A 19220-nucleotide genomic window follows, 5' to 3' on the forward strand; every position below is an offset into this window, starting at 1 on the left:
CGCGCTCCTTTCCTCAGAACGTCCACCCGAAGAACCAGCGCAGGTCCAGTGCGTTGGTCTTCGGGCCAGCCGTCAGCGTGCCAGGCCGCCGTCCGCCGTAGCCAGCCTTCACCGCGGTGTAGAGTCCCGCGTCGAAGGTGCGTTTCACCACCACATCGATTTCCTGACACACCCGCCCGCAGCGATGCTCCGACGCGACATACATCGCGTAGAACATCCAGTCCTCCCATTTCCAGACGCCCTTGAGATACCCGGAATTCGTGCCGCCCTCGAACTGCATGGTGTACCAAAGCAGCTCGGTATCGATGGTGAACGAGGTTCGGAAGGGGGTCTGGAAGTCATCGCCGCGGATGAACACCCCGCCACCGCTCAGGGTCAGTCCGCCGAGGGCGTAGTCCAGGCCGGCCTCGATCACGTTCGAGCCGATGTCACCCAGTCCGTCGCGATTCATGCGGCCGACATCCCGCTGGTTCGCCCAGTGACCTCGGAAAGTGAGCGAGCCACAGTCACCCCCAAGCTCCCAGGTGTAGGCACCCTTGAGTCCAAAGACATTGAACAGATCGTCGCCGTAAAAATCATAGGCTCCCAAGGAGAACGCGTCGCAGGGGGTGTAAACCGCTGAGGCAAAGAAGAACCCGTTGGTGTCGTAGGGCACGCCGACCCGATCCTCGACATCGATGAATTCCGCCCGCCATGTCGAAGGCCCGCCTTCCCGCGAGGCCCAGCTGCTGAACCGGTCGAACCAGCCGAGATCCAGCGTGAGGTTGTCGCGAGGCTGCGTCTTCAACACGACGCCCTCGTAGGACTGATCCTTCTGGCGGATGTTGTAGGTCGGCGCAAAGTCGTAGTTTAGGATCTGACGCCCCACCCGCAGCTCGGCCCCTTCCCAACCGACCGACTCGAAATTGAAGCCGGCATACGCCTCGTTGAGCACGCTGAACTCGTCGTTCGACAACCAGTAGGCGGGCCCGCCGGCCCTGCGATCGCCGTCCTCGAAGACCCGCCAGCTGTAGATTCCCTGCCCCCCGACGAATAAGCCGCCCCATTCCGGCGAGCGGTAGTTGAGAGTGGCCGCCAGGGTTCCGCTGTTTCCGTGCCCGGCGCCTTCAATGTCGCGATGCATCAGCAGGCTCTGGAGCTTCCCGGAAAAGAGCCCGTATCCGTCGGCTTCCAAGTCCTCGAAAATCGCTCCCGGGGAAAACGCCGGGGAAGCGCCCGACTCAGCGGACGCCGTGGGGATGAAAGCGACTCCCGCCACGCAGGCGAGTCGACGCAGGAAGGAAGCAGTGAGCTTCATGGCGGACGAACCGGCCCGGCCATACGCCCGAAGCCTCCTCGAAGCAATGCCTCGCCGCCTCCCTGCAAGACGAGGCGAACCCTTCCGCAATTGCTGCGCACTTGGAGCGCGACGCTGCCGAACCCTCTCGACACCAACCCGGGCCTCCCGTTAGCGTCCGTCCATCATGTCCATTGCTTCCCGAGCTGATTTCACGGCCACCTCGCCCTCCCCTCTCCCCCGCCGCGGACGCCTTGTCACCGCCCTCGCCTGCGGCCTTCTGGCGGTCAGCCCGGCGCAGGCCATCATCGGCATCCTGACGGAGTTCGGAACCAGTGGTGACGGAACGGAGTTTGTTACGACCATCAGTACCACCGACCTGGTCAACTCGGGCGCACCGTCCCTGTCGTCGGTCTCGTCCAGCCCCGTGCTCAATGTCGCATACGTGAACGACGGCACTGGATTGTCGGCTGCTGCCCTGGAAGACAGCTCCCAGTATCCGGCGACCATCGACTTCAATCTCGACCTTGATGCCAGCCCTCTGGGTTACAGGATCACTTCCCTGTCAACCTTCACCGGAGGCTCCGTGACCATCGACCCCGAGTGGAGCGGACGGGAGCACGAGTTCGCCCACCAAAGCTACTCGGTGTTCTACAGCCTCGTGGGTGATACCGGCTTCACCGAGTTTTACACGGCGGCAGCCGTGGCCGATCCAGGTGAATACGCCGCCAAGGTCACCCTCGTGAACATCCAGACCGTGGTTCCGGACGGCGTGGACGCCATCCGCTTCACCTGGTTGGATCCCGTCCCCTCGATTGCCCCGGCCGGCACCGACCCGCAGAACACGGCCACCATCATCCGCGAGATCGATGTCTTCGGCTCCGCCGTCCAGGTTCCCGAACCCAGCTCGGCCCTGCTCCTCATCCCCGCCTGCCTGACCTTCCTGCGCAGGCGGCGCCCGGAACAAGGAGGCTGAGAGAAACCGCCCCCACGGGTGGGCACGGATTCGCCGCCCCTGCCAGAACCCCACCCGCGCGAACGTAGGGGGTCCATGCCCAGGCACCTGCTTGCCCTCCTCCACCTCGCGCTTTGCCACCTCTCTCTCGGCGCAGCCCCGCGGCCCAACATCGTCGTCATCATGGTCGACGACATGGGCTACAGCGACCTCGGTTGCTTCGGGGCCGAGATCGAAACACCCCATCTCGACTCGCTGGCAGGGTCCGGACTACGCTTCACGCACTTCTACAATGCCGGCCGCTGCTGCCCGACCCGGGCCTCGCTGCTGACCGGACTCTACCAGCACCAGGCCGGCATCGGGATGATGAGCCAGGACCTTGGCCATCCGGCCTATCAGGGTTTTCTCAATGATCACTGCGTCACGCTCGCCGAGGCACTCCGGCCTGCCGGATATTTCACCGCCATCAGCGGCAAATGGCACGTCGGCTCGGCCCCGGAACACTGGCCGCTCCAGCGCGGCTTCCACCGCTTCTACGGCACGCCCCAGGGCGGCGGCCACCACTACCGGAACCTGCCGGGTCGGGAGCTGGTCATGAACGACGAGGTCATCCCGGTGCCGGACGACTGGTATTCGACCACCGCCTTCACCGACCACGCGCTGCAGTTTCTCGACGAAGGCTTCGAGGCCGGCAAGCCGGTGCTGCTCTACCTCGCCTACACCGCCCCGCACTGGGCGCTGCACGCGCCCGACGAGGAAATCGCGAAGTTCCGCGGTCGCTACCGCCAGGGCTGGCAGCCGGTGCGCGAGGCGCGTTTCGCGCGGCAGATGAAAATGGGCCTGTTTCCGGCCGGCACGAAACTCTCCCCGCCCGACCCCCGGATGCCGGATTGGGAAAAGGTCAAGGACCCGGAGGAAATGGACCTGCGGATGGCGACCCATGCGGCCATGGTCCACCTCATCGACCGCGGTGTCGGTCGGGTCGTCGAGAAACTCAGGCAGTACGATCAACTGGACAACACGCTGATCCTGTTCTTCTCCGACAATGGCGCGAGCGCCGAAAGCGGGCCGACCGGATTCACCGGCAGCCGCGGCGGCGACCCCAAGGCCCGCACCGGCACCTCGGACTCCTACAACAGCTTCGGCATCGCGGGCGCCAACCTCTGCGACACGCCCTTTCGTCGCTACAAGATGGAGATGCACGAAGGCGGCATCGCGACACCACTGATCGCCCACTGGCCGAAGGGCATCCCCGAAGAACTGGAAGGCTCCATCACGACCACCCCTGGCCACATCATCGACCTCATGCCGACCTGCCTCGATCTTGCGGAGGCATCCTACCCGTCGCGGCAGGATCTCACTCCCCTTGAGGGCCTGAGCCTGAAACCGGCTCTTCAGGGAAAAGCCATGCCACGGCGCGAGTTCTACTTCGAGCACATGGGCAATGCGGCGGTGAGAATCGGCCCATGGAAACTCGTCCGCGCCAAGGGCAAGCCTTGGGAACTCTACACCCTCACCACCGACCGCACCGAGCTCAAGGACCTCGCCAAGACCGATCCCGAAATGGCGAACGCAATGGCCACAAAATGGAAGATCTGGGCCGCGCGGGTCGGGGTTCAACCGTATCCGCTGCGGGACAAGTAAGAGTTTCGCTGCTGTTTCGACGGACTTGAAAATCCAACGACTGCTCCCCATCCAATCGATGATGTCAACCTTTCACCCGATCCGCTATGCACGGGTAATGACCATTCCAGTCTGTGGCTTTTCCAAGGTCCTCTGCGGAACTAGGTTCCGCCTGCTGGTCGCGGTGCTCGCTCTGGCCAGTTGTTCGCCTGAAAGAGAAGAAATTGATTCATCAGGACTGCTCCTCTCCGAGACCCTTCCGCTTGAACGCGTGGCAGCTCTTGTCCCGGCAGAATCCGTTGAATCCACGACCCCCGATCTTGTCATGGGAGGATTTCACTATGGAGTCGCGTGCCGACTTGATGAAGGCAAGCGAATCGACCATCGAGACCTCGCTCCGCTGTTTGACGAATCTGAGCAGCATTTCGAGCAGTACAACCCCTGGATCGGAGGTGAGAGAAAGGTCCTGGTGGCCGTGGATCATTTCGGCCTGCCGATCCTGTCATTCAGATCACACGAAGGTGTCCCTGATGTCCTGAGGGTCCGAGGCGTCGTGCCGAGTGACCAGGGCGAAGGATGGCATGCCAGAGCATCTTTCTATTGTGAACTCAATGGCGAGGGAATCGTCGAGAAACTCCATGCAATCCTCGAGGAAGGTGGCGAATTTTCTCCCAGTGATATCGTGGAGCCAAATTAGCACCCAAGCGACCTGTCCCGTTCCCTAGCCGCTGGCGTCGGAACTTGAACGCCGCTTGAGAACGGCAGGTGATGCGGGGTAAGGCTAACGCGAGCCTTTGGGAGCGTTACCAGCGAGTTTGAGGCGCTTGGTTGAGCGTCCCGAAGGGACGGAACATCCATAGCCGGGGACTTCGAGTCCCCGGTTGGTGCCTAACGATCTCTTTCGTCGGGAACCGACGACACATCGATAGACCGCGTGGATACAGCTGTTTCGTCGGTTCCCGACGAAGAAGACCTCTCTTCGCCTTCCGGGCGCTGAAGTGCCCGGCTACCGCTGTTTGGTCCCGTCGGGACCATCGAAATTGGCGGTTAAACCCGTGCCATCCGGGCAAGCTCCTATCCTGCCAGTTTGGAGGAGGCTATCCACCCGGCAGAAACCGCGCCCTGACGCTGTCGTAACCCACCAAACGCTCGTACTCGGGTGTCGTCTCGATGTGAGGCTCGCTTTTGATCACCTCGATGCTTCCGACCCGCGAGGCGAGTTCCTCGAGCAGGACACGGATCACCAACCTGGCGTGCGCCGCGCCGAGGCAGAAATGGGGTCCGGCACCGAAGGCGATGTGAGGGTTGGGCTTGCGGGCGAGGTCGACGGTGTCGGGCTCGGGGAAGGCCTCCTCGTCGCGATTGGCCGAGGCCCAGCAGAGCGACATCCGCTCGTCCGCCTCGACGGTCTCGCCATGCAGCTCGGTGCGCTCGGGACAGACGCGGCCGATGTGGGTCAGCGGGGTGGTGATGCGGAAAAACTCCTCGGCCGCGAGCACCGCCCGCTTCGGGTCCTCACGCAGCCACGGCAGAATCTCGGGATGCTCCGCAAGGTGGCAAATTACCGTGGACACCGTGTGGATGATGGTGTCCCGCCCGCCGGCAAAGGTGAGGTTGCCGATGCCCATCATCTCGTCGCGAGTCAGCGGTCGTCCGTCGATCTCGGCGGTCACCAGCGCGGAGAAAAAATCCTCGCCGGGATCCGCCGCCGCCTCGTCGAAGCGGCGATGCAGGTAGTTCTCCAGCGTGACCCCCTTGCTGCCGCTGTCGTCTCCGTCGTGAAAGACGTGAATCCCCCACTCGATCCACTCGTCGGCCTCGTCCTCGGAGACCGCCAACAGGTGCGCCAGCGCCTTCGATTGCAGCGGCAGCGCGAACTCGCGGACGATCTCGATCTGCTCGGCCTCCGCGGCGCCGACGACCAGGCGGCCGATCAGATCCCGGACCGCCGCCACCACCTCCGGCTGACGCGGACGCTTGAAGAAGGGCTCGACCAGATCCCGCCATTTGCCGTGCTCCGGAGGGTCGGTCTCGATCGGCAACTGGCGCATCGAACGCATCTCCTCCTCCGAAGGAATCGGCACCCGGAAGGGATGGTTCGAGCTGAAGCGCTTCCAGTCCTTCGCCGCCTCGCGGACCTCTCCATGGCGCAGCAGCATCACGATGGACTCGCCCTCGAACGGGCAACGCAACACGCCGCGTTCCTTGCGGACCGACTGAAAGGGATCGGGAAAAGTCATGGCCTCCGTGAGAATGCCGCTTTGACCGCCTAAGACAAGAGCGAGGCTTTGCGGCAACTCTCCATGCTCGATGGAAGAACCGTGAATCGACGCCGATGCATGCGAATGAATGGATAGCTGCGATTTCCGAACCAATGCGGCCTCCTGAAGGAGGAACTACGAACATCGCTGGCCGGCCTGTTCAGTTCGTAGTTCCCCCTTTAGGGCGTCGAGCGCCTCGCCCTGACTCCGCTTGAGTGATCCCCACACTCATCCTCGTCATCCATCCCGGCCCGAACCCGACACAGTTCATCTCAACCCTCCCGCTACGAAACACTCAACCGGTGCTCCTTCGTCAAACCATCAAGCATCATCGTGAGAATCGTACTACTCATGCAGTAGTCCGGCACGCCCAGACCTTTGCCGCTCACCGAGTCGTAGTGCTCGTTGATCCCGTTTCTCAGTGCGTTGGCGACGGTCTTGTCGGCGATGTCGGCGGCGAGATTGTGATGCCCGTAGGCCGCGAGGCCCGAGGCGATCTGGTAGTTGGTCGACGGCCAGACGTCGCCACGCCAGAAGGCATTCGATTTCCACCGCGAATCGGTGCGGTCGACGGTCGGCACCGGCAACGGCGTCTGCCACGCGGGCGAGCCGAGCACCTCGGCCATCCGCGCGGCCATGGCCCGGGTCGGCACCCCGGCCGTGAGCGGGATCCAGCTGCCAATCGTCGCCACGGGAATCTTCTCGAGTGAGTCGCGCTTCACCGAGAGGAAGGTGCCCGCCTCCTCGTCCCACATGTGCTCACGCATGCCGGCCACTCCCTGCTCCATGCGCTTGCGGCGCCGGGCGGCCATCTTCCCGTCGCCCACGACTTCCGCCAGCCGGGCAAGGCTCCGCTCGCCCATGATCAGGTAAGCGGTGTTGCCCGGCACGCAGACGTCGGCATACCAGGGGCCCTCGTCCGTGCCCTTGCGGTTCGGATGGCGGGTCATCCGCATGTCATCCATGTTGCACTCGTAGTCGAAGGTCTCCCAGCGGGCGTGCTGCAGCTTTCCTGAGTAGCTGCCGACGACGAGCAGCCCGTTGCTGTGCAGGTCGCGCTCGCGCCAGAACCAATCGTGGAAACGTTCGAGGCGCGGAAGGCACTGCGCCAGGAGCTTCCGGTCGCCGGTGCGCTGGAAGACCCGCTCGACGCCCCAGGCCAGGATCGGGATCTGCGAGAATTGGCGCACCTCCTGCGGAGCAGTCTTGATCGCGACGGTGATCATGTCCCGCGCGTAGCCGGGTGCGGTCTCGTTCCAGCGGTCCTGAAAGTCCCAGTAGTTGCCGAAGATCTCGCGGATCAACCCGTCCCGCCCGGGCAGGAGCGCCAGCAGGTCGACGACGAACATCGTGTCCCAGATCCACTGCCCGCGGTAGTGGGGGCCGCCGGGAACCACCCACTGCCGCTCGAGCGGCGGAGTCGGATCCATGACCTTCTCCAGCACGCATTTCTCCATCACCCGCTTCGCCAGCGTGAGGAGTTCGGGGCTGTCGGTCTCGAAAAGCGCCCCGAGGTCGGCGTCGGACGCCAATCCGACCCGCGGGCTCATTCCAAGGGCGGACCACGCGGCCGTGGTGGTGAGGAATCGACGACGCTTCATGGCCGGGATCGGGAGGACTCAATCCGCTGCTTCCCCGGGAACCACCCAGATGTTCCGGAAGCGGATCGGATTGCCATGATGCTGAAGGTAGATCGGACCCGGTTCGGGCGACTCCTTGAACTTCGCCGCCGCCGTGGATTTCGGAAGCTCCTGGTTCTCGTGGATCAGCACGCCATTGAGGCGGACGGTGATGCGCGCGTTTTCGACCTTCTTGCCGTCCTTCCATTTCGGACCGGTGAAATCGACGTCGTAGGTCTGCCACGCGAGCGGCGGCAGGCACATGTTGAGCTTCGGATCGGCGACCGAATAAATGCCGCCGGCTTCATTGGACCGACCTTCAAGGCCAAAGGAGTCGAGGATCTGGGTCTCGTAACGACCCTGGTGATAGACGCCGCTGTTGCCGCGCTTCTGGCCGCGCGCATGCGGCTTGTAGGGGGTGCGAAATTCGAGATGAAGCGTGTAGGCGTCGAACTTCTGCTTGCTGATCGCGTCGGAGTTGACGAGCAGGTCGCCGTCCATCTGGCCGTTGTTCCAAGCGTCCGCCGAGGTGCCGTCGAAAAGCACCACCGCGCCCTCGGGCGGCTTGGCGCCCAGCGTCGGGCTCTCACGCTCGATCCGCGACATCATGTGGGCCTTTCCGTCGATCGCGAAGCCGGCCACCTCGTCCTTGATCCTCACCTCGACTTCCCCGCCCTTCAGCGTGGTCGTGTCTCCCTTCCGCTCGCCCGAGAGCTTGAGCCGGCGCTTGCCCCGCTCCCAACCGAGGCCCGGCAGGCCGTCCTCCAGCAGGTAGCCATCGAAGCGTCCGTCGCCGAGCGCGACCACCTGCAGCCCCCAATCCGCGCCCGGCTTCCCGGAGCCATACTCGCCTTGGATCGAGAAATCCGGATCCTCGGCCGCCGCTTTCGCCGGGTCGATCCAGGTGGCGTCCTCCGCCCGGACGGAGAGGCTGAGGGCAAAGGCGGCGAGGGCGAGCGTGAGAAGAACTTTCATGGAGAGGCTGGTCCTACGTTTCGACCGCCTCGTGCCTTGCATCCATGCGCCCCGGGATCGTCGAAGGTCTGAAGGTCCAAGGTCAAAAGTCCCTTGGTTCAAGCATCCACGAAGACCCGGTCCGGCTCGGAAGTTCAGACCTTCGACTTTCAGACTTTTTGACCTTCGACCGACTCCCGGACCTCTTTCAGCACCTCCTCGTCCATCTCCACGAGGTGGCCCGCCTCGGGGAAGCGCCCCTCCTTCACATCGGCGATGTACTCGCCGAAAGCCGCGAGGCGCTCCTGCTGGAGCCGGCGATACTCCTCCGCGAAATTCCGGTAGGCCTTAGCATGACGAGGCAGCCGCTCGTCGTAGTCGCCGAGAATGTCGTCGGAGAAGAGAAACTGGGTGTCGCAGCCGCTGCCCGAGCCGAGGGACATCATCAGCATCGAGGTCTGCGTGGTCAGGAAGGAGGCCAGTTGATGCGGCACGCATTCGAGTTCCGCCGCGTAGGCGCCGGCATTCTCCAGATCCTTCATCTGCTGGAACAGCTGCTTCGCTTCGTCGGCGGTCTTGCCGATCGCACGGTAGTTCGTCCAGGTCACGTGGCGCGGCACCATCCCGAGATGCCCGACGACCGGGATGCGTTCCCGCGCCATCGCCTCGATGATGAACGGGCTGGCCGAGCAATACACCGAACTCGCCCCGAGTTCGAGGGCCCGGAAGCCGACCCGGATCGCCTCCTTGGGCGAGGCCAGCCCGTGCGGCGTCGCGCAGGACAGGAAGCTTTCGGGCGCCGCCGCGGCCAGCGCGGGAAAGCGCGCCTGCGACTCCGGCGAATCAAAGCTGCAGCTCATCAGGTCGACCCCGGCCTGCTCGGCGGCTTCGGCTTCGTCCGGCGACTTGACGTGGATATGGGTCAGCACACGCTTCCCCTTCAGCATTTGCAAATCGCGAACCGTGTATTTCTTGCGTGGCCGGAGCATGGGCGAGCCTTTCAGCCGGAAAGATCCCGATCAAGCTCGACGGACTGCCGGGACCGGCGAAAGGATGGCCCCCCGCCCCACGTCTCATCCACGCACTCCATGATGTCGAAATTCCTGCTCACGCTCGCCCTGCTCGGAACCACCTTGGCCCAGGAAGTCGGCCCCATCGACGACAGCCTCGCCTCGGAGTATGGCCTGGACCGCTCGTTTTTCAAGAAGGCCACCATGGTCGAGGACATCCTCATCGCCACCTCGGACAAGGTTTCGGACCACGCCCACCTCGAGTCGGCCTACCTGTTCGGGAAGATGATGAAGGTGCTCAAGCCGGAGATCGCGAAGCGGATCCGCGACGGCAAGGTGCTGTGCATCCTCGTCGGCCACGACGAACTCACCTCTGACATCCCCCAGTTCAAGTCGGACAAGACCGGTGAGGAGCTGGACTTCTACAACTGGCGCAGCCGCGGATTCCTGACCCGTGTGGACGGTCGTCCGGTGGTGCTCTTCGCCGAGGAGGACGTGCTGGAATATGAGGGCGGGATGCAGGCAGAGAGCATCCTGATCCACGAATTCGGTCATGTGATCCACCGTCCGGGCTTCTATGAGGGACTCGACGAGGAACTGATGAAGACCTGGGAGGCGGCCAAGGAGGCGGGCCTGTGGAACGACGGCCGCGCGTCGCAGCGGTTCCGGCGGATCAAGGGCGACGAACCGGTGCCGCTGCTCGACGCCCTGGTGAAGGCATTTCCCAAGGAGTCACCCGAACTGCTGCGCAAGTGCCTCGACGCCGGCGACATTCTCGTGAACGAGAAACCCACGAACTCGAAGGTCAAGGTGACCGGCGCCGACAAGGTGCGGATCGTCTTCGGCGGTCCCAAGGACTGCTACGCACGGAAGAACCGCGGCGAGTATTTTGCCGAGATCGTCCAGGCCTGGTTCAGCACCAACCGGACGATGGACCACGACCACAACCACATCGACACCCGCGAGGAACTCAAGGCCTACGACCCCGGCGCGGTGAAGTTCCTCAGAAAAATCTTCAACGAGGATCCGTGGGTTTTCGTTTCGCCGCGCGAACGGGCCGGCGAGAACCACCTCGAGGGCTACGACCCGGCGACCGCGCCGGTGGTCGTCCAGCCGGACTTCATCATGGACGCCGCCAACGACTACTACGACGAATACTGGGCCGACTACTGGCAGCGGCTGCGCGACAAGCACGGCATTACGGCCAACAGCACGGAGTGAAGTCAGGACCACGTTGGAAACCGCAGAGAACGCAAAGAGCGCAAAGACTTGAAGTTGAGTTTCTAACGGAGCCCGAGTCTCTGCGTTCCCCTGCGCTCTCTGCGGTTCATCAATCTTTCCATCCCCATCGACCATGAAGTTTTTCGTTGCGTTCCTCGCCTGGCGGTTCCCGTCGGAACTTTCATCCCGGCCCACCATTCGAGCCACCCGCCGCATCGAACTCGAGCAAGCGCGATGAGCCGGCCGTTTTGGAAAGACCTCTTCAAGCCGGGCGGTTTCGCCTGGTCGATCAAGGTGCGCCAGGGCGACCTGGACGATTTTTTCGCCCCTCAGGACGAGGCCATGATGGCGGAGCGCCGCCGCTGGCTGGACGGGCATCCCGACCGCCATCTCGTCGAGACACCCGAGGCGGCACCAATGATCGCAGCGGCCTGGGAGCTGGCGACGAGGCTGGGCCACGTCGGGCGCCCGGACGACGCCCCGGCGGACCTGCTCGGCCTTTCGCGCCGCTGGGAGCCGGACCTGGTGTTCTACGATGCCAAGCGGCGCACCTTCGCCGCCGCCTGCGTCTGCCTGCCATCGTCATGGGACCCGCGGAAATGGATCGGCCGTCCGCTCGACGAGGTCCACGACGAGGTCCCGCGCCTGCAGCAACAGATCGGGGCCGGCATCGACCGCTTCCTCGACCGCCTCGAACCCGGCCGTGCCTTCCGCCGCGAAAACTGGAGCCTGACGCACGGCGGCGAACTCAACTTCCACCCCGCACTGGATCGACCGAAGCTGCAGGCGGACACGCCCCTCGATGAAGTCTTCCTGCGGATCGAGCACCAGATCTTCACCGGGCTGCCGGGCGGGGTGATGATGGGCCTCCGGATCCGGACCTGCCCCCTGGCCGATCTGGCCGCCGATCCCGAGGTCTGGGAAACGATGGCCGAGAAGATCGAGACCATGCCCGACGACGTCGCGGAGTACAAGAGCCTGCTGAAAGCCAGGGATCCGCTGGTCCGGGCGATGAAGGAATTCGCCCCGGAGATCTAGCCTGCCGGCACCGGGGAATCCATCCGCGCGGGCGAGACGTGCACGATCCAGTCTTCATCCGGCGAGTCGGGCGCGCGGCCGAGGGTGACCACCCCTCCGCCGCTGACGGTCGTCACCGATCCCTGCCGCATGGCGCCGCCATTGCGCGGGTCGAACCAGCGGACGAAGAGATCCCCGGCAGCACCGGTGAGGTCGAGCGTGGTGGTTCCCCCGCCGTCGCCACGGTAGAGCTGGACGACATAGTGGCTGCCGGGCGAAGCCAGACAGCGGTTGGCGTTGTTGCCGGAACCCGAGACGAGGGCGTTGGCATTGGACATCGTCCAGAATGGCGCACCGCTGATTTCCCAGAACTCGAGGAAATGGCGGCACACGTCCCAGAACCGGTCGCGCGAGCGGAAGTCCTGGCAGGTCAGGTCGGAGTGCGCGTGGCGGTATCCGAAATACCACTCCACCCCCGCGCCTCCGGCCAGCGCATGACCCCACAACGCGTTCCGGCGGCCGTCGAGGTGGCTGTTGCCCGCATCGTCGTCGGGACGCAGCGCGTGCTGGGCATCGCCCGGCTCGTCGCACGCCACCACCCATTTCCTCCCGGCCGCGGCGGAGTTCCCGACCCAGGCCAGGGTATCGGCAAACACTTTCGAGAAGCTCGCGTTGTTGGTCTGCAGCGAGGCTCCGGCATAGGTCGAGGCATTGCCGAGCAGCGGACTGTAAACCGCGCTCTTCTGGTCCGGATAGGTGTGCAGGACCACCGGATGGCGGTAGGGGTCGTGATCGTGGAACCACTGCGCGAACTCGATCCGCTGGGCGGGTGTGTTGGTGTTCTCCTCACCGATGTTCCAGTTCAGCGCGAGGTGATGGCCGAAGCGGGCGACGAGTTCGCGGTAGTAGAGGATGCGTTCGCGGCCAAGCGCGCCGCCATCCAGGCGCTGGTCGTTCTCGGTCTCCTGTGTCTTGAAATGCAGGAACATCCCGCGCGTGCCGCCGAAGGACATGATGCGGTCCCATTGATCGAGTTTCGAGACATCGAAGCGGTCCTTGTAAACGACGCCGCCATTCCAGCGCTGGTTGTCGGAGACGGCCTCGTAGGCGTCGACATCGCCCACCAGGCGGTGCGGGAAAACGTTGTCGTCGTCACCGTCGATGTTGAAGGTGAGGAATGAGAAGGCGTTGAGTCCTTCCGAGGCGAGGTAGTCGATGGCCCCGAGCAGTTCACTCCCCTTCCCTCCCTGCCAAGTGAATCCGGACATACGGGAGGCATCGTAGTCGGCGGCGTGGGGCGACCACGACTTGCGGCGGTTGCCGGCATCGGGCGTGGCGTCGAAGTCCTCGTAGGCAAGGAGGTTCTCCGGGGCATCGGTCCCGCATTTCATGAACCACTCGCCGGTCTCGGCGAAACGCAGGTGGTGGGCACCGACATATTCCAGCCGGCCCTTCGCCCGCAGGTCGGGGGCGGCCTTATCGGTCGGCCCCACCTCGAAGCTGCCGGCCTCGCCATCGAAATACCCCGCCGAGATTCCGGCGCCGGCATCGATCGCGATGTCGTCGCCGCTGCGGAAGGACAGGACGTAGTTCCAGGTGCCCTCCTCATCGGGCCGGAAGCGCACCTGCCACTGGTCGCCGGCGTCGCCCGAGCTTTCCGCGGCATCGCCATCGGCGGCATAAAACCCGGGGACCACGTAGGATTTGCCACTTCCCGGGTGGCTGAAGGTCGCATCCAGCCGGTAGTCGGCGAAGGGATTCGGCTCGGCGGTCTCGCTGGTGGCGGGACCCGGACAGTGGAGCGTCACCCGATGCCACTTCTTGAGCTCGCCGGAAACGGCCACCGTCGTCGCCCCTTCCGGCAGCACCGTGACATCCACCTGGTCGGAGTCGCTTCCCCCGCCGACCGCTGTGGCGGAAAATTCAAACCGATAGGTTCCCTCGGCGAGATCCGAGACCAAGAACAAGATTGCCGGCATCATCTTCCATTTCACGGTGGCCACCATGCCCGGGATGAAGTGCATCGGCAAGATGTAGTGCCCCTCGGAAGTTGGACCGCCATTCGTCCTATCGAGGCTGCCGTGTTCGGTCGTATCGGCTTGGTGATTTGAAGTTCAGAGCTTGGTGGTGGATCCGGCTCATCCGCAGGTCACGGCCCCGAGACGACGAGGATCCCGGGAACTCGGGACACGCTTCGGCCACGTCATCACGTGGACCTCCCACCGGGCACGCCCCCTTTTGTCGGCTGGTTGGTGCCTCCCCGGATCCCCTTATTTTTTGGAATTCAACCGCCACCACCATTTTAGGCTCCACAGGCATGCCGGACCTGTCACTCTGCAAACAACCCCCGAAAAAATCCCAGCTGACCCACCACCCCCACACATCATGAATTCCCCTTCCCTCCCCGGCCGGCTCATTGCCGCTGCCGCGCTGCTGCTGGCGGCATCGACCTCGAACGCCCCGGCCCAGGCCACCCTTCGCAGCTACGACGCTAAAATCATCGCCAAGGCCCAGCCCGACGAGTGGTGGTTCAGCTTCTACGATCCGGACACCCCGGGCAGCGGTGAGAACCTCTACGTGAAGGACGGAATCAACCTGGAAGACGGACTTCCCGGCCTCCCCAAAACCAACCAGGTCTATGTCTGGGGGATGACCCGCAAGGACAACTACCTTTGGTGGGGCACCGGGGCCAATGTCTCGACCCTGGTCTCGAGCACCTATCTCGACATCAACAATCCGTCGTTCAGCAGGAGTCGAAGCCGCGATATCAATTACAAGGTCGCGGAATACGGCTTGAGCAAGTTCGCCCGGGACGGCGTCTTCGACGGTGAAACCCAGATGGGAGCGCCGATTTCGTCGGCTTACGGTGACTGGAGACCGCCGGACATCTTCCGCTACAATCTGGATACCGATGAGATCGAACGTCTGGACCTCAACATGCGGACCAGCGATCCCGCGGCGTGGGCGCTGCTGTGGCGTTGCCTGGGCCTGCGTTCCGCGGGTTACACGCCCTCGACCCCCGGGTTCCCGGACGGCCTCGTGATCCTGGCCGGCCCCGCCCGTCCATCGGATCCGGGCGAGGAAAACGAGGGCATCATCATGTTCGCCTTCGACGCCGCCACCGGAGGGATCGTGGCCGCCAAGCCTTTCCCGGAATACAACAACATCCGGAAATGGACCTTCTTCAACGAGCAGGCCTACACGACCGTGGCCAGATCATCGGGAGGGGGCGAGGTGCTGCGCTGGTCGAAGGAAACCGCCACTCCGGCAAACCCCTTGGTCTTCGAGACCGTCGGCAACCTCAATGCTGGCGGAGCCGAGCTTGAGATTCACGATGATGGTGACGGTCCGCGGCTGTTCGTGACAACCTGGCCGAACCTCAACTCGGATGCTGGCGGCGGTGGTCTGCTCGGAGGTCTCAACGAACTGACGGACCTGCTCAACGCCCCGGCAGGGCTCTGGCGCAGCCCCGTCATTCCGGCCAATGGTCTGCGATCCTTCAACGCCAACCAGTGGAACCTGGTCTGGAGCGTCACCGACTACGAGCCGGACTTGATCCTCGCCATGGCCTACGGCGGTGGGGCGCTGGCCTCGTTTGACGGCTACCTCTACTGGGGCACCATGCACGTGCCCGGCACCTCCTCCCTAATTCACGATACATTTTACGGCACTCCCCGGCCTCTCGTGCCCAGGCCGGATCCCTACCCCGAGGATCCCGAGGACCCCGCCCGGGTCGCCTACGAGGCCGACCAGGAACGCCTCGACGACGAGGAGGACGACGACTTCCAGTATTCCTACCGGGCGATCTCGCTCTGGCGGGGCAGGAATTTCACCAACACCGGCGGCGAGATCGACCTGCTCTACGGCAACGCGCAGATGCCCGTGCGACTGCCGCGCTCGCAGTTCACCTACGGCAACGACCCGAGCGGTGACCTCAACACCTCGTGGCAGTATTTCCTCATCACCCGGCTTGGCTCCATGCGTTTCGTCGAGGACGGCGAGCGGGTGCCCTTCGGGCTGTTTGCCTTCCTCGGACAAACCGCCGTGCTGGAGGACGGGGGCGACTGGGACTTCGTCCCGAATGCCCGCGGCTACGCCCCGCTTTACGGCGGAGAGGGGGCCGGTGATTACTACAACAACTACACCTGGGTGATGCAGGTGCTCAACGGCAAGCTTTACGTCGGCACGATGGACTGGGACGACATCAACACCCCGGACTTCAGGGACGGTGCCGACATCCTCTGCTTCCCTTCGTCCACGCAACCTGCGGTCGCCATCAGCCGCCGGGGCATGGCCAACTGGTCGAGCTACGGCGTCCGCACAATCGCTGCGGATGAAAACCGCGGTGAACTTTATCTCGGGATGGCCAACGTCTGCAACCTGCTCCTCGACGAAGACTACTACGGAGAACCGGTGTCGGGCGGCTGGGAGGTCCAGCGGGTGAAGATGCGTTTTCCGGACGAGGACTTCGACGAACTCGACGATGACTTCGAGAACGAGTTCTTCGGCAGCACAACCGCGGTGAACGATGCGGACGGAAACGAGGACGGCGACCCGAACAGCAACTGGGACGAGTGGCTCGCCGGCACCCCGCCGAACGATCCCACCAGCTGGTTCTTCTCACGGGTCGGACCGTCCGGGACACCCGGTCTGCACCAGATCAGCTGGCCCGGTGTCGCCGGTCGCTACTACACGGTCCACGCATCAAGCACTCTCGATGGCGATTGGATGCCGGTTGCCAACTACGAGGGAGCCGAAGGAACGATGACGCACACCTACGACCCCAGCGGAAGCACCAGGAAATTCTTCAAGGTGGAAGTGCTGCTCGAACAGCCGCCCGCGATCGAGATCGAGTGACACCCCCCTGCGTTCCCAGCCGAAGTCCGGGCATCAGCGCCGCTCGTAGGCGGCGTGGACGTGATCGAGCCCGCGACGAAGGATCCACGCCCGTTCGGTGGCGCTGCTGACATCATCGGCGCGTTCGATGAGGCTGCGCATCGCCTGGGCGACCTGCTTGTCGATGCTGCCATCGGTCGACAGTTGCAGCAGGCACTCGCGGTAGATCGTCGCGCACTTCGCATGGTCGCCGCCATTGAAGATCGGAACCCCGCGCTCGATCGCCGCTTCAATCCGCTCGGTCGGATGCATGGCGGTTTCGCAGCCGTCCTCACAGTCACCCTTGGAACTCTGCCTCTTGGAGGGCGGAAGGAGCACCGCATCCAGGACATGGATCACCCCGTTGTCGCACTTGATGTCGGTCTTGAGAATGGTGACCCCGTTGACCTCAAAGCGGCCATCGACGATGCCGAAATTCAGGGACTCCCCACTCAGTGCCTTGGCCTTCCCGGCATTCAGGGCATCGCCCGCGGACACTTTGCCCTTGGTGGCGTGCAGGGTGAGGATCTCGGTCAGACGCTCCCGGTTGTCCGGCTCCAGCAGGGATTCCACCGTCCCTTTCGGCAGCGCCTTGAAGGCTTCGTCGGTCGGCGCGAAGACCGTCAATGGACCCTCACCCGACAGCGCGCCCGTAAGACCCGCCGCCTCGATCGCCGCGAGCAGCGTCGTGAAGTTTCCGGCACGCTTGGCCACGCTCGCGATGTCGTTGGCAGGCTCCGGCGGAAGCAGCACCGAATCGATCACATGGATGATGCCGTTGGAGCAGCGGACATCGGCATCCACCACCGCCGCATCGTTCACGCGCACCCGGCCCTTGGAAAAGCCGACGGCGAGCGGCTCGCCCAGGATCGACTCGGCCTCACCCGCACTCAGCGCCGACGCCAGGTCAGTGGAACCCTTCAGCACATGATACTTGAGGATCGCCTGCAGCTTCTCCCGGTTCCCGGGCTTCAGCAGGGTCTCCAACGTCCCCTTCGGCAGTGCCTTGAAGGCCTCATCGGTGGGCGCAAAGACGGTGAACTCCCCGTCGGCCTGAAGGAAATCGACGAAGTCCGCCGCCGTCAGAGCCTTGGCCAGAATGCTGAAGCGACCATCCGCCAGCGCGGTCTCGACCAGGTTCTTGGCCCCGTCTTCACCGCCGTAGGTCCGGACCCAGTCCACCTCGAGTTCGAAGGGACCCTCCTTCTTGTCCGCCAGCAGCAGCCCGGCGCGGCTGATTTTCGAGGGATCGAATTTCTCGTCCTTCAGCTTCATCCCGCGGAAGCTCCCGGTGAAATCGCTGAAAGGCACCTTCACTTCCGTCCACTTGCCCTCCTTGGTCGGAAACTCAGCCATGAAGGAGACCTCCATCCCGCGGAATCGTGCATCCGTGTTGAACCGCCACTGATACTTTCGTCCGTCACCCCGGACCCGGAGCACCAGTCCTTCCGCCTCGCCGAGGTCCATCTCGAGCTTGCGGGTCCGGATCGATGAAAACCCGCCGTTGTTTTCCAGCGAGAGATCTCCGCTGAAATTCAGGACTCCGTCCTCGGAGACCCCCATCTGCCCCTTCGAGAGGCCCCCCATCACGCCATCGTTCACGATCCGCCATTCGGACGACTTCATCTCGTCGGCATCGAAGTCGAACAGCGTCTCACCCGCGGCCCGGGCCGGGGCGTGGAGCATCAGCAAGCCGGCCAGGGAGACGGCCGCGGTGGGAAGAAAGTTCGTTCTCATGGAGCACTAACGCACCGGTGTCCGGCCACGCCAGCGCGAAATCACCGCCGGACGACCGCAAGACCCTCCCTGATGAACTCAAAGGTCACCCTTACCAGAAACCTTATCCCCGCCACCATGTGCCGGGAGGTGGAGCGCCGGCTATGAAATCGGCATCTTTTGCTCCGGCATCCCCTGCAACGCCGTCACCCTTCTCTCCCGGGCGAAGCCCGAAAGGAGCGGCGTCCTGCGGGCGCCGACTGCTGCGGTGTAATCCCCCCGGGCGAAGCTCTTCCCCATTCTCACACCACCATCCTTTCCGGGAGCCACGAATGGACGGACATGGACGGACACCAATGGGATGGGTCGCAAAGACGAATTCCGTGGAACATCGCCACGACTCACCGACACCCCACCATCCGGAACCCCTCCACTTCGCCGGCAACCCTAAATCCGCCCCGCTCTGCTCGCCCCCTATACCCCCACAACACCTTATCCTTCAGGCATTCAGCCACATGCCACCACTGTTTGCCTGGCGGTTTCTTCCGACGAACTCAAGATCAGCCTCACCGGTCACCACATCCCCGACACCATGCGCCGCGCCGCAGAATGGAGCGCGGAAAGACACGGGTTCAGGAAACCGAAGGAAAGAAGCGGGCCGTTCCGCCCTAAACTACAATGAGCACCGTAGCA

Annotated in this window: 13 protein-coding genes; 6 read left to right on the forward strand and 7 right to left on the reverse strand. The window is 63.9% G+C overall.

Features of this window, described 5'->3' with window-relative positions:
- Nucleotides 1-13 precede the first annotated feature (13 nt).
- Nucleotides 14-1297, reverse strand: a complete 1284-nt coding sequence (locus tag ACG2LG_RS19955) for an OprD family outer membrane porin (protein ID WP_396262027.1) — start codon at nucleotides 1295-1297, stop codon at nucleotides 14-16.
- Between the two features lie 166 nt (nucleotides 1298-1463).
- On the opposite strand from ACG2LG_RS19955, the gene ACG2LG_RS19960 reads away from it, so the two are divergent.
- The 3 genes from ACG2LG_RS19960 (at nucleotide 1464) to ACG2LG_RS19970 (ending at nucleotide 4551) form a co-directional block, all read left to right on the forward strand.
- Nucleotides 1464-2252, forward strand: coding sequence for a hypothetical protein (locus tag ACG2LG_RS19960; protein ID WP_396262029.1), 789 nt, complete (start codon nucleotides 1464-1466; stop codon nucleotides 2250-2252).
- 75 nt (nucleotides 2253-2327) lie between these two features.
- Nucleotides 2328-3875, forward strand: a complete 1548-nt coding sequence (locus tag ACG2LG_RS19965; RefSeq protein WP_396262030.1) for an arylsulfatase — start codon at nucleotides 2328-2330, stop codon at nucleotides 3873-3875.
- 25 nt (nucleotides 3876-3900) lie between these two features.
- Complete coding sequence (locus ACG2LG_RS19970) at nucleotides 3901-4551, forward strand: hypothetical protein (RefSeq protein ID WP_396262032.1); 651 nt, start codon at nucleotides 3901-3903, stop codon at nucleotides 4549-4551.
- A 400-nt stretch (nucleotides 4552-4951) separates the two neighbouring features.
- On the opposite strand, the gene ACG2LG_RS19975 is transcribed toward ACG2LG_RS19970, so the two are convergent.
- From ACG2LG_RS19975 to ACG2LG_RS19990, 4 genes are all read right to left on the reverse strand, one after another.
- Complete coding sequence (locus tag ACG2LG_RS19975) at nucleotides 4952-6094, reverse strand: cytochrome P450 (RefSeq protein ID WP_396262034.1); 1143 nt, start codon at nucleotides 6092-6094, stop codon at nucleotides 4952-4954.
- Between the two features lie 305 nt (nucleotides 6095-6399).
- A complete protein-coding gene (locus ACG2LG_RS19980) occupies nucleotides 6400-7716 on the reverse strand; it encodes an amylo-alpha-1,6-glucosidase (RefSeq protein WP_396262036.1) in 1317 nt (438 codons plus the stop codon).
- 18 nt (nucleotides 7717-7734) lie between these two features.
- Nucleotides 7735-8709, reverse strand: a complete 975-nt coding sequence (locus tag ACG2LG_RS19985; protein ID WP_396262038.1) for a DUF1080 domain-containing protein — start codon at nucleotides 8707-8709, stop codon at nucleotides 7735-7737.
- Nucleotides 8710-8858: 149 nt separating this feature from the next.
- Nucleotides 8859-9677 carry a 3-methyl-2-oxobutanoate hydroxymethyltransferase gene (locus tag ACG2LG_RS19990; protein ID WP_396262040.1) on the reverse strand — a complete coding sequence of 273 codons (819 nt, stop codon included), beginning with the start codon at nucleotides 9675-9677 and terminating at the stop codon, nucleotides 8859-8861.
- A gap of 99 nt (nucleotides 9678-9776) precedes the next feature.
- Here ACG2LG_RS19990 and ACG2LG_RS19995 point away from each other — a divergent pair, with 99 nt between their 5' ends.
- Nucleotides 9777-10919, forward strand: coding sequence for a hypothetical protein (locus ACG2LG_RS19995; RefSeq protein ID WP_396262041.1), 1143 nt, complete (start codon nucleotides 9777-9779; stop codon nucleotides 10917-10919).
- Between the two features lie 234 nt (nucleotides 10920-11153).
- On the forward strand, nucleotides 11154-11957 hold the full coding sequence (locus tag ACG2LG_RS20000; RefSeq protein WP_396262043.1) for a heme-dependent oxidative N-demethylase subunit alpha family protein: 804 nt from the start codon (nucleotides 11154-11156) through the stop codon (nucleotides 11955-11957).
- On the opposite strand, the gene ACG2LG_RS20005 is transcribed toward ACG2LG_RS20000, so the two are convergent.
- On the reverse strand, nucleotides 11954-13960 hold the full coding sequence (locus ACG2LG_RS20005; RefSeq protein WP_396262045.1) for a DUF5060 domain-containing protein: 2007 nt from the start codon (nucleotides 13958-13960) through the stop codon (nucleotides 11954-11956). The two genes, ACG2LG_RS20000 and ACG2LG_RS20005, sit on opposite strands and share 4 nt — an antisense overlap.
- 361 nt (nucleotides 13961-14321) lie before the next feature.
- On the opposite strand from ACG2LG_RS20005, the gene ACG2LG_RS20010 reads away from it, so the two are divergent.
- A complete protein-coding gene (locus ACG2LG_RS20010; RefSeq protein ID WP_396262047.1) occupies nucleotides 14322-16793 on the forward strand; it encodes a hypothetical protein in 2472 nt (823 codons plus the stop codon).
- A 33-nt stretch (nucleotides 16794-16826) separates the two neighbouring features.
- Here ACG2LG_RS20010 and ACG2LG_RS20015 read toward each other — a convergent pair whose 3' ends face one another.
- Complete coding sequence (locus ACG2LG_RS20015) at nucleotides 16827-18548, reverse strand: CIA30 family protein (protein ID WP_396262049.1); 1722 nt, start codon at nucleotides 18546-18548, stop codon at nucleotides 16827-16829.
- Nucleotides 18549-19220 lie beyond the last annotated feature (672 nt).

Origin of the sequence: Haloferula sp. A504, from assembly GCF_044385805.1 — a bacterium.
Taxonomy (GTDB): Bacteria; Verrucomicrobiota; Verrucomicrobiia; order Verrucomicrobiales; family Akkermansiaceae; genus Haloferula.

Bases quoted from the DNA above. Each gene is read 5' to 3' on its own strand.
- ACG2LG_RS19985 (WP_396262038.1), bottom strand. From the start codon at position 8,709: ATGAAAGTTCTTCTCACGCTCGCCCTCGCCGCCTTTGCCCTCAGCCTC.
- ACG2LG_RS19965 (WP_396262030.1), top strand. From the start codon at position 2,328: ATGCCCAGGCACCTGCTTGCCCTCCTCCACCTCGCGCTTTGCCACCTC.
- ACG2LG_RS20000 (WP_396262043.1), top strand. From the start codon at position 11,154: ATGAGCCGGCCGTTTTGGAAAGACCTCTTCAAGCCGGGCGGTTTCGCC.
- ACG2LG_RS19955 (WP_396262027.1), bottom strand. From the start codon at position 1,297: ATGAAGCTCACTGCTTCCTTCCTGCGTCGACTCGCCTGCGTGGCGGGA.
- ACG2LG_RS20010 (WP_396262047.1), top strand. From the start codon at position 14,322: ATGAATTCCCCTTCCCTCCCCGGCCGGCTCATTGCCGCTGCCGCGCTG.
- ACG2LG_RS19990 (WP_396262040.1), bottom strand. From the start codon at position 9,677: ATGCTCCGGCCACGCAAGAAATACACGGTTCGCGATTTGCAAATGCTG.
- ACG2LG_RS19960 (WP_396262029.1), top strand. From the start codon at position 1,464: ATGTCCATTGCTTCCCGAGCTGATTTCACGGCCACCTCGCCCTCCCCT.
- ACG2LG_RS19995 (WP_396262041.1), top strand. From the start codon at position 9,777: ATGATGTCGAAATTCCTGCTCACGCTCGCCCTGCTCGGAACCACCTTG.
- ACG2LG_RS20015 (WP_396262049.1), bottom strand. From the start codon at position 18,548: ATGAGAACGAACTTTCTTCCCACCGCGGCCGTCTCCCTGGCCGGCTTG.
- ACG2LG_RS19980 (WP_396262036.1), bottom strand. From the start codon at position 7,716: ATGAAGCGTCGTCGATTCCTCACCACCACGGCCGCGTGGTCCGCCCTT.
- ACG2LG_RS19975 (WP_396262034.1), bottom strand. From the start codon at position 6,094: ATGACTTTTCCCGATCCCTTTCAGTCGGTCCGCAAGGAACGCGGCGTG.
- ACG2LG_RS20005 (WP_396262045.1), bottom strand. From the start codon at position 13,960: ATGCACTTCATCCCGGGCATGGTGGCCACCGTGAAATGGAAGATGATG.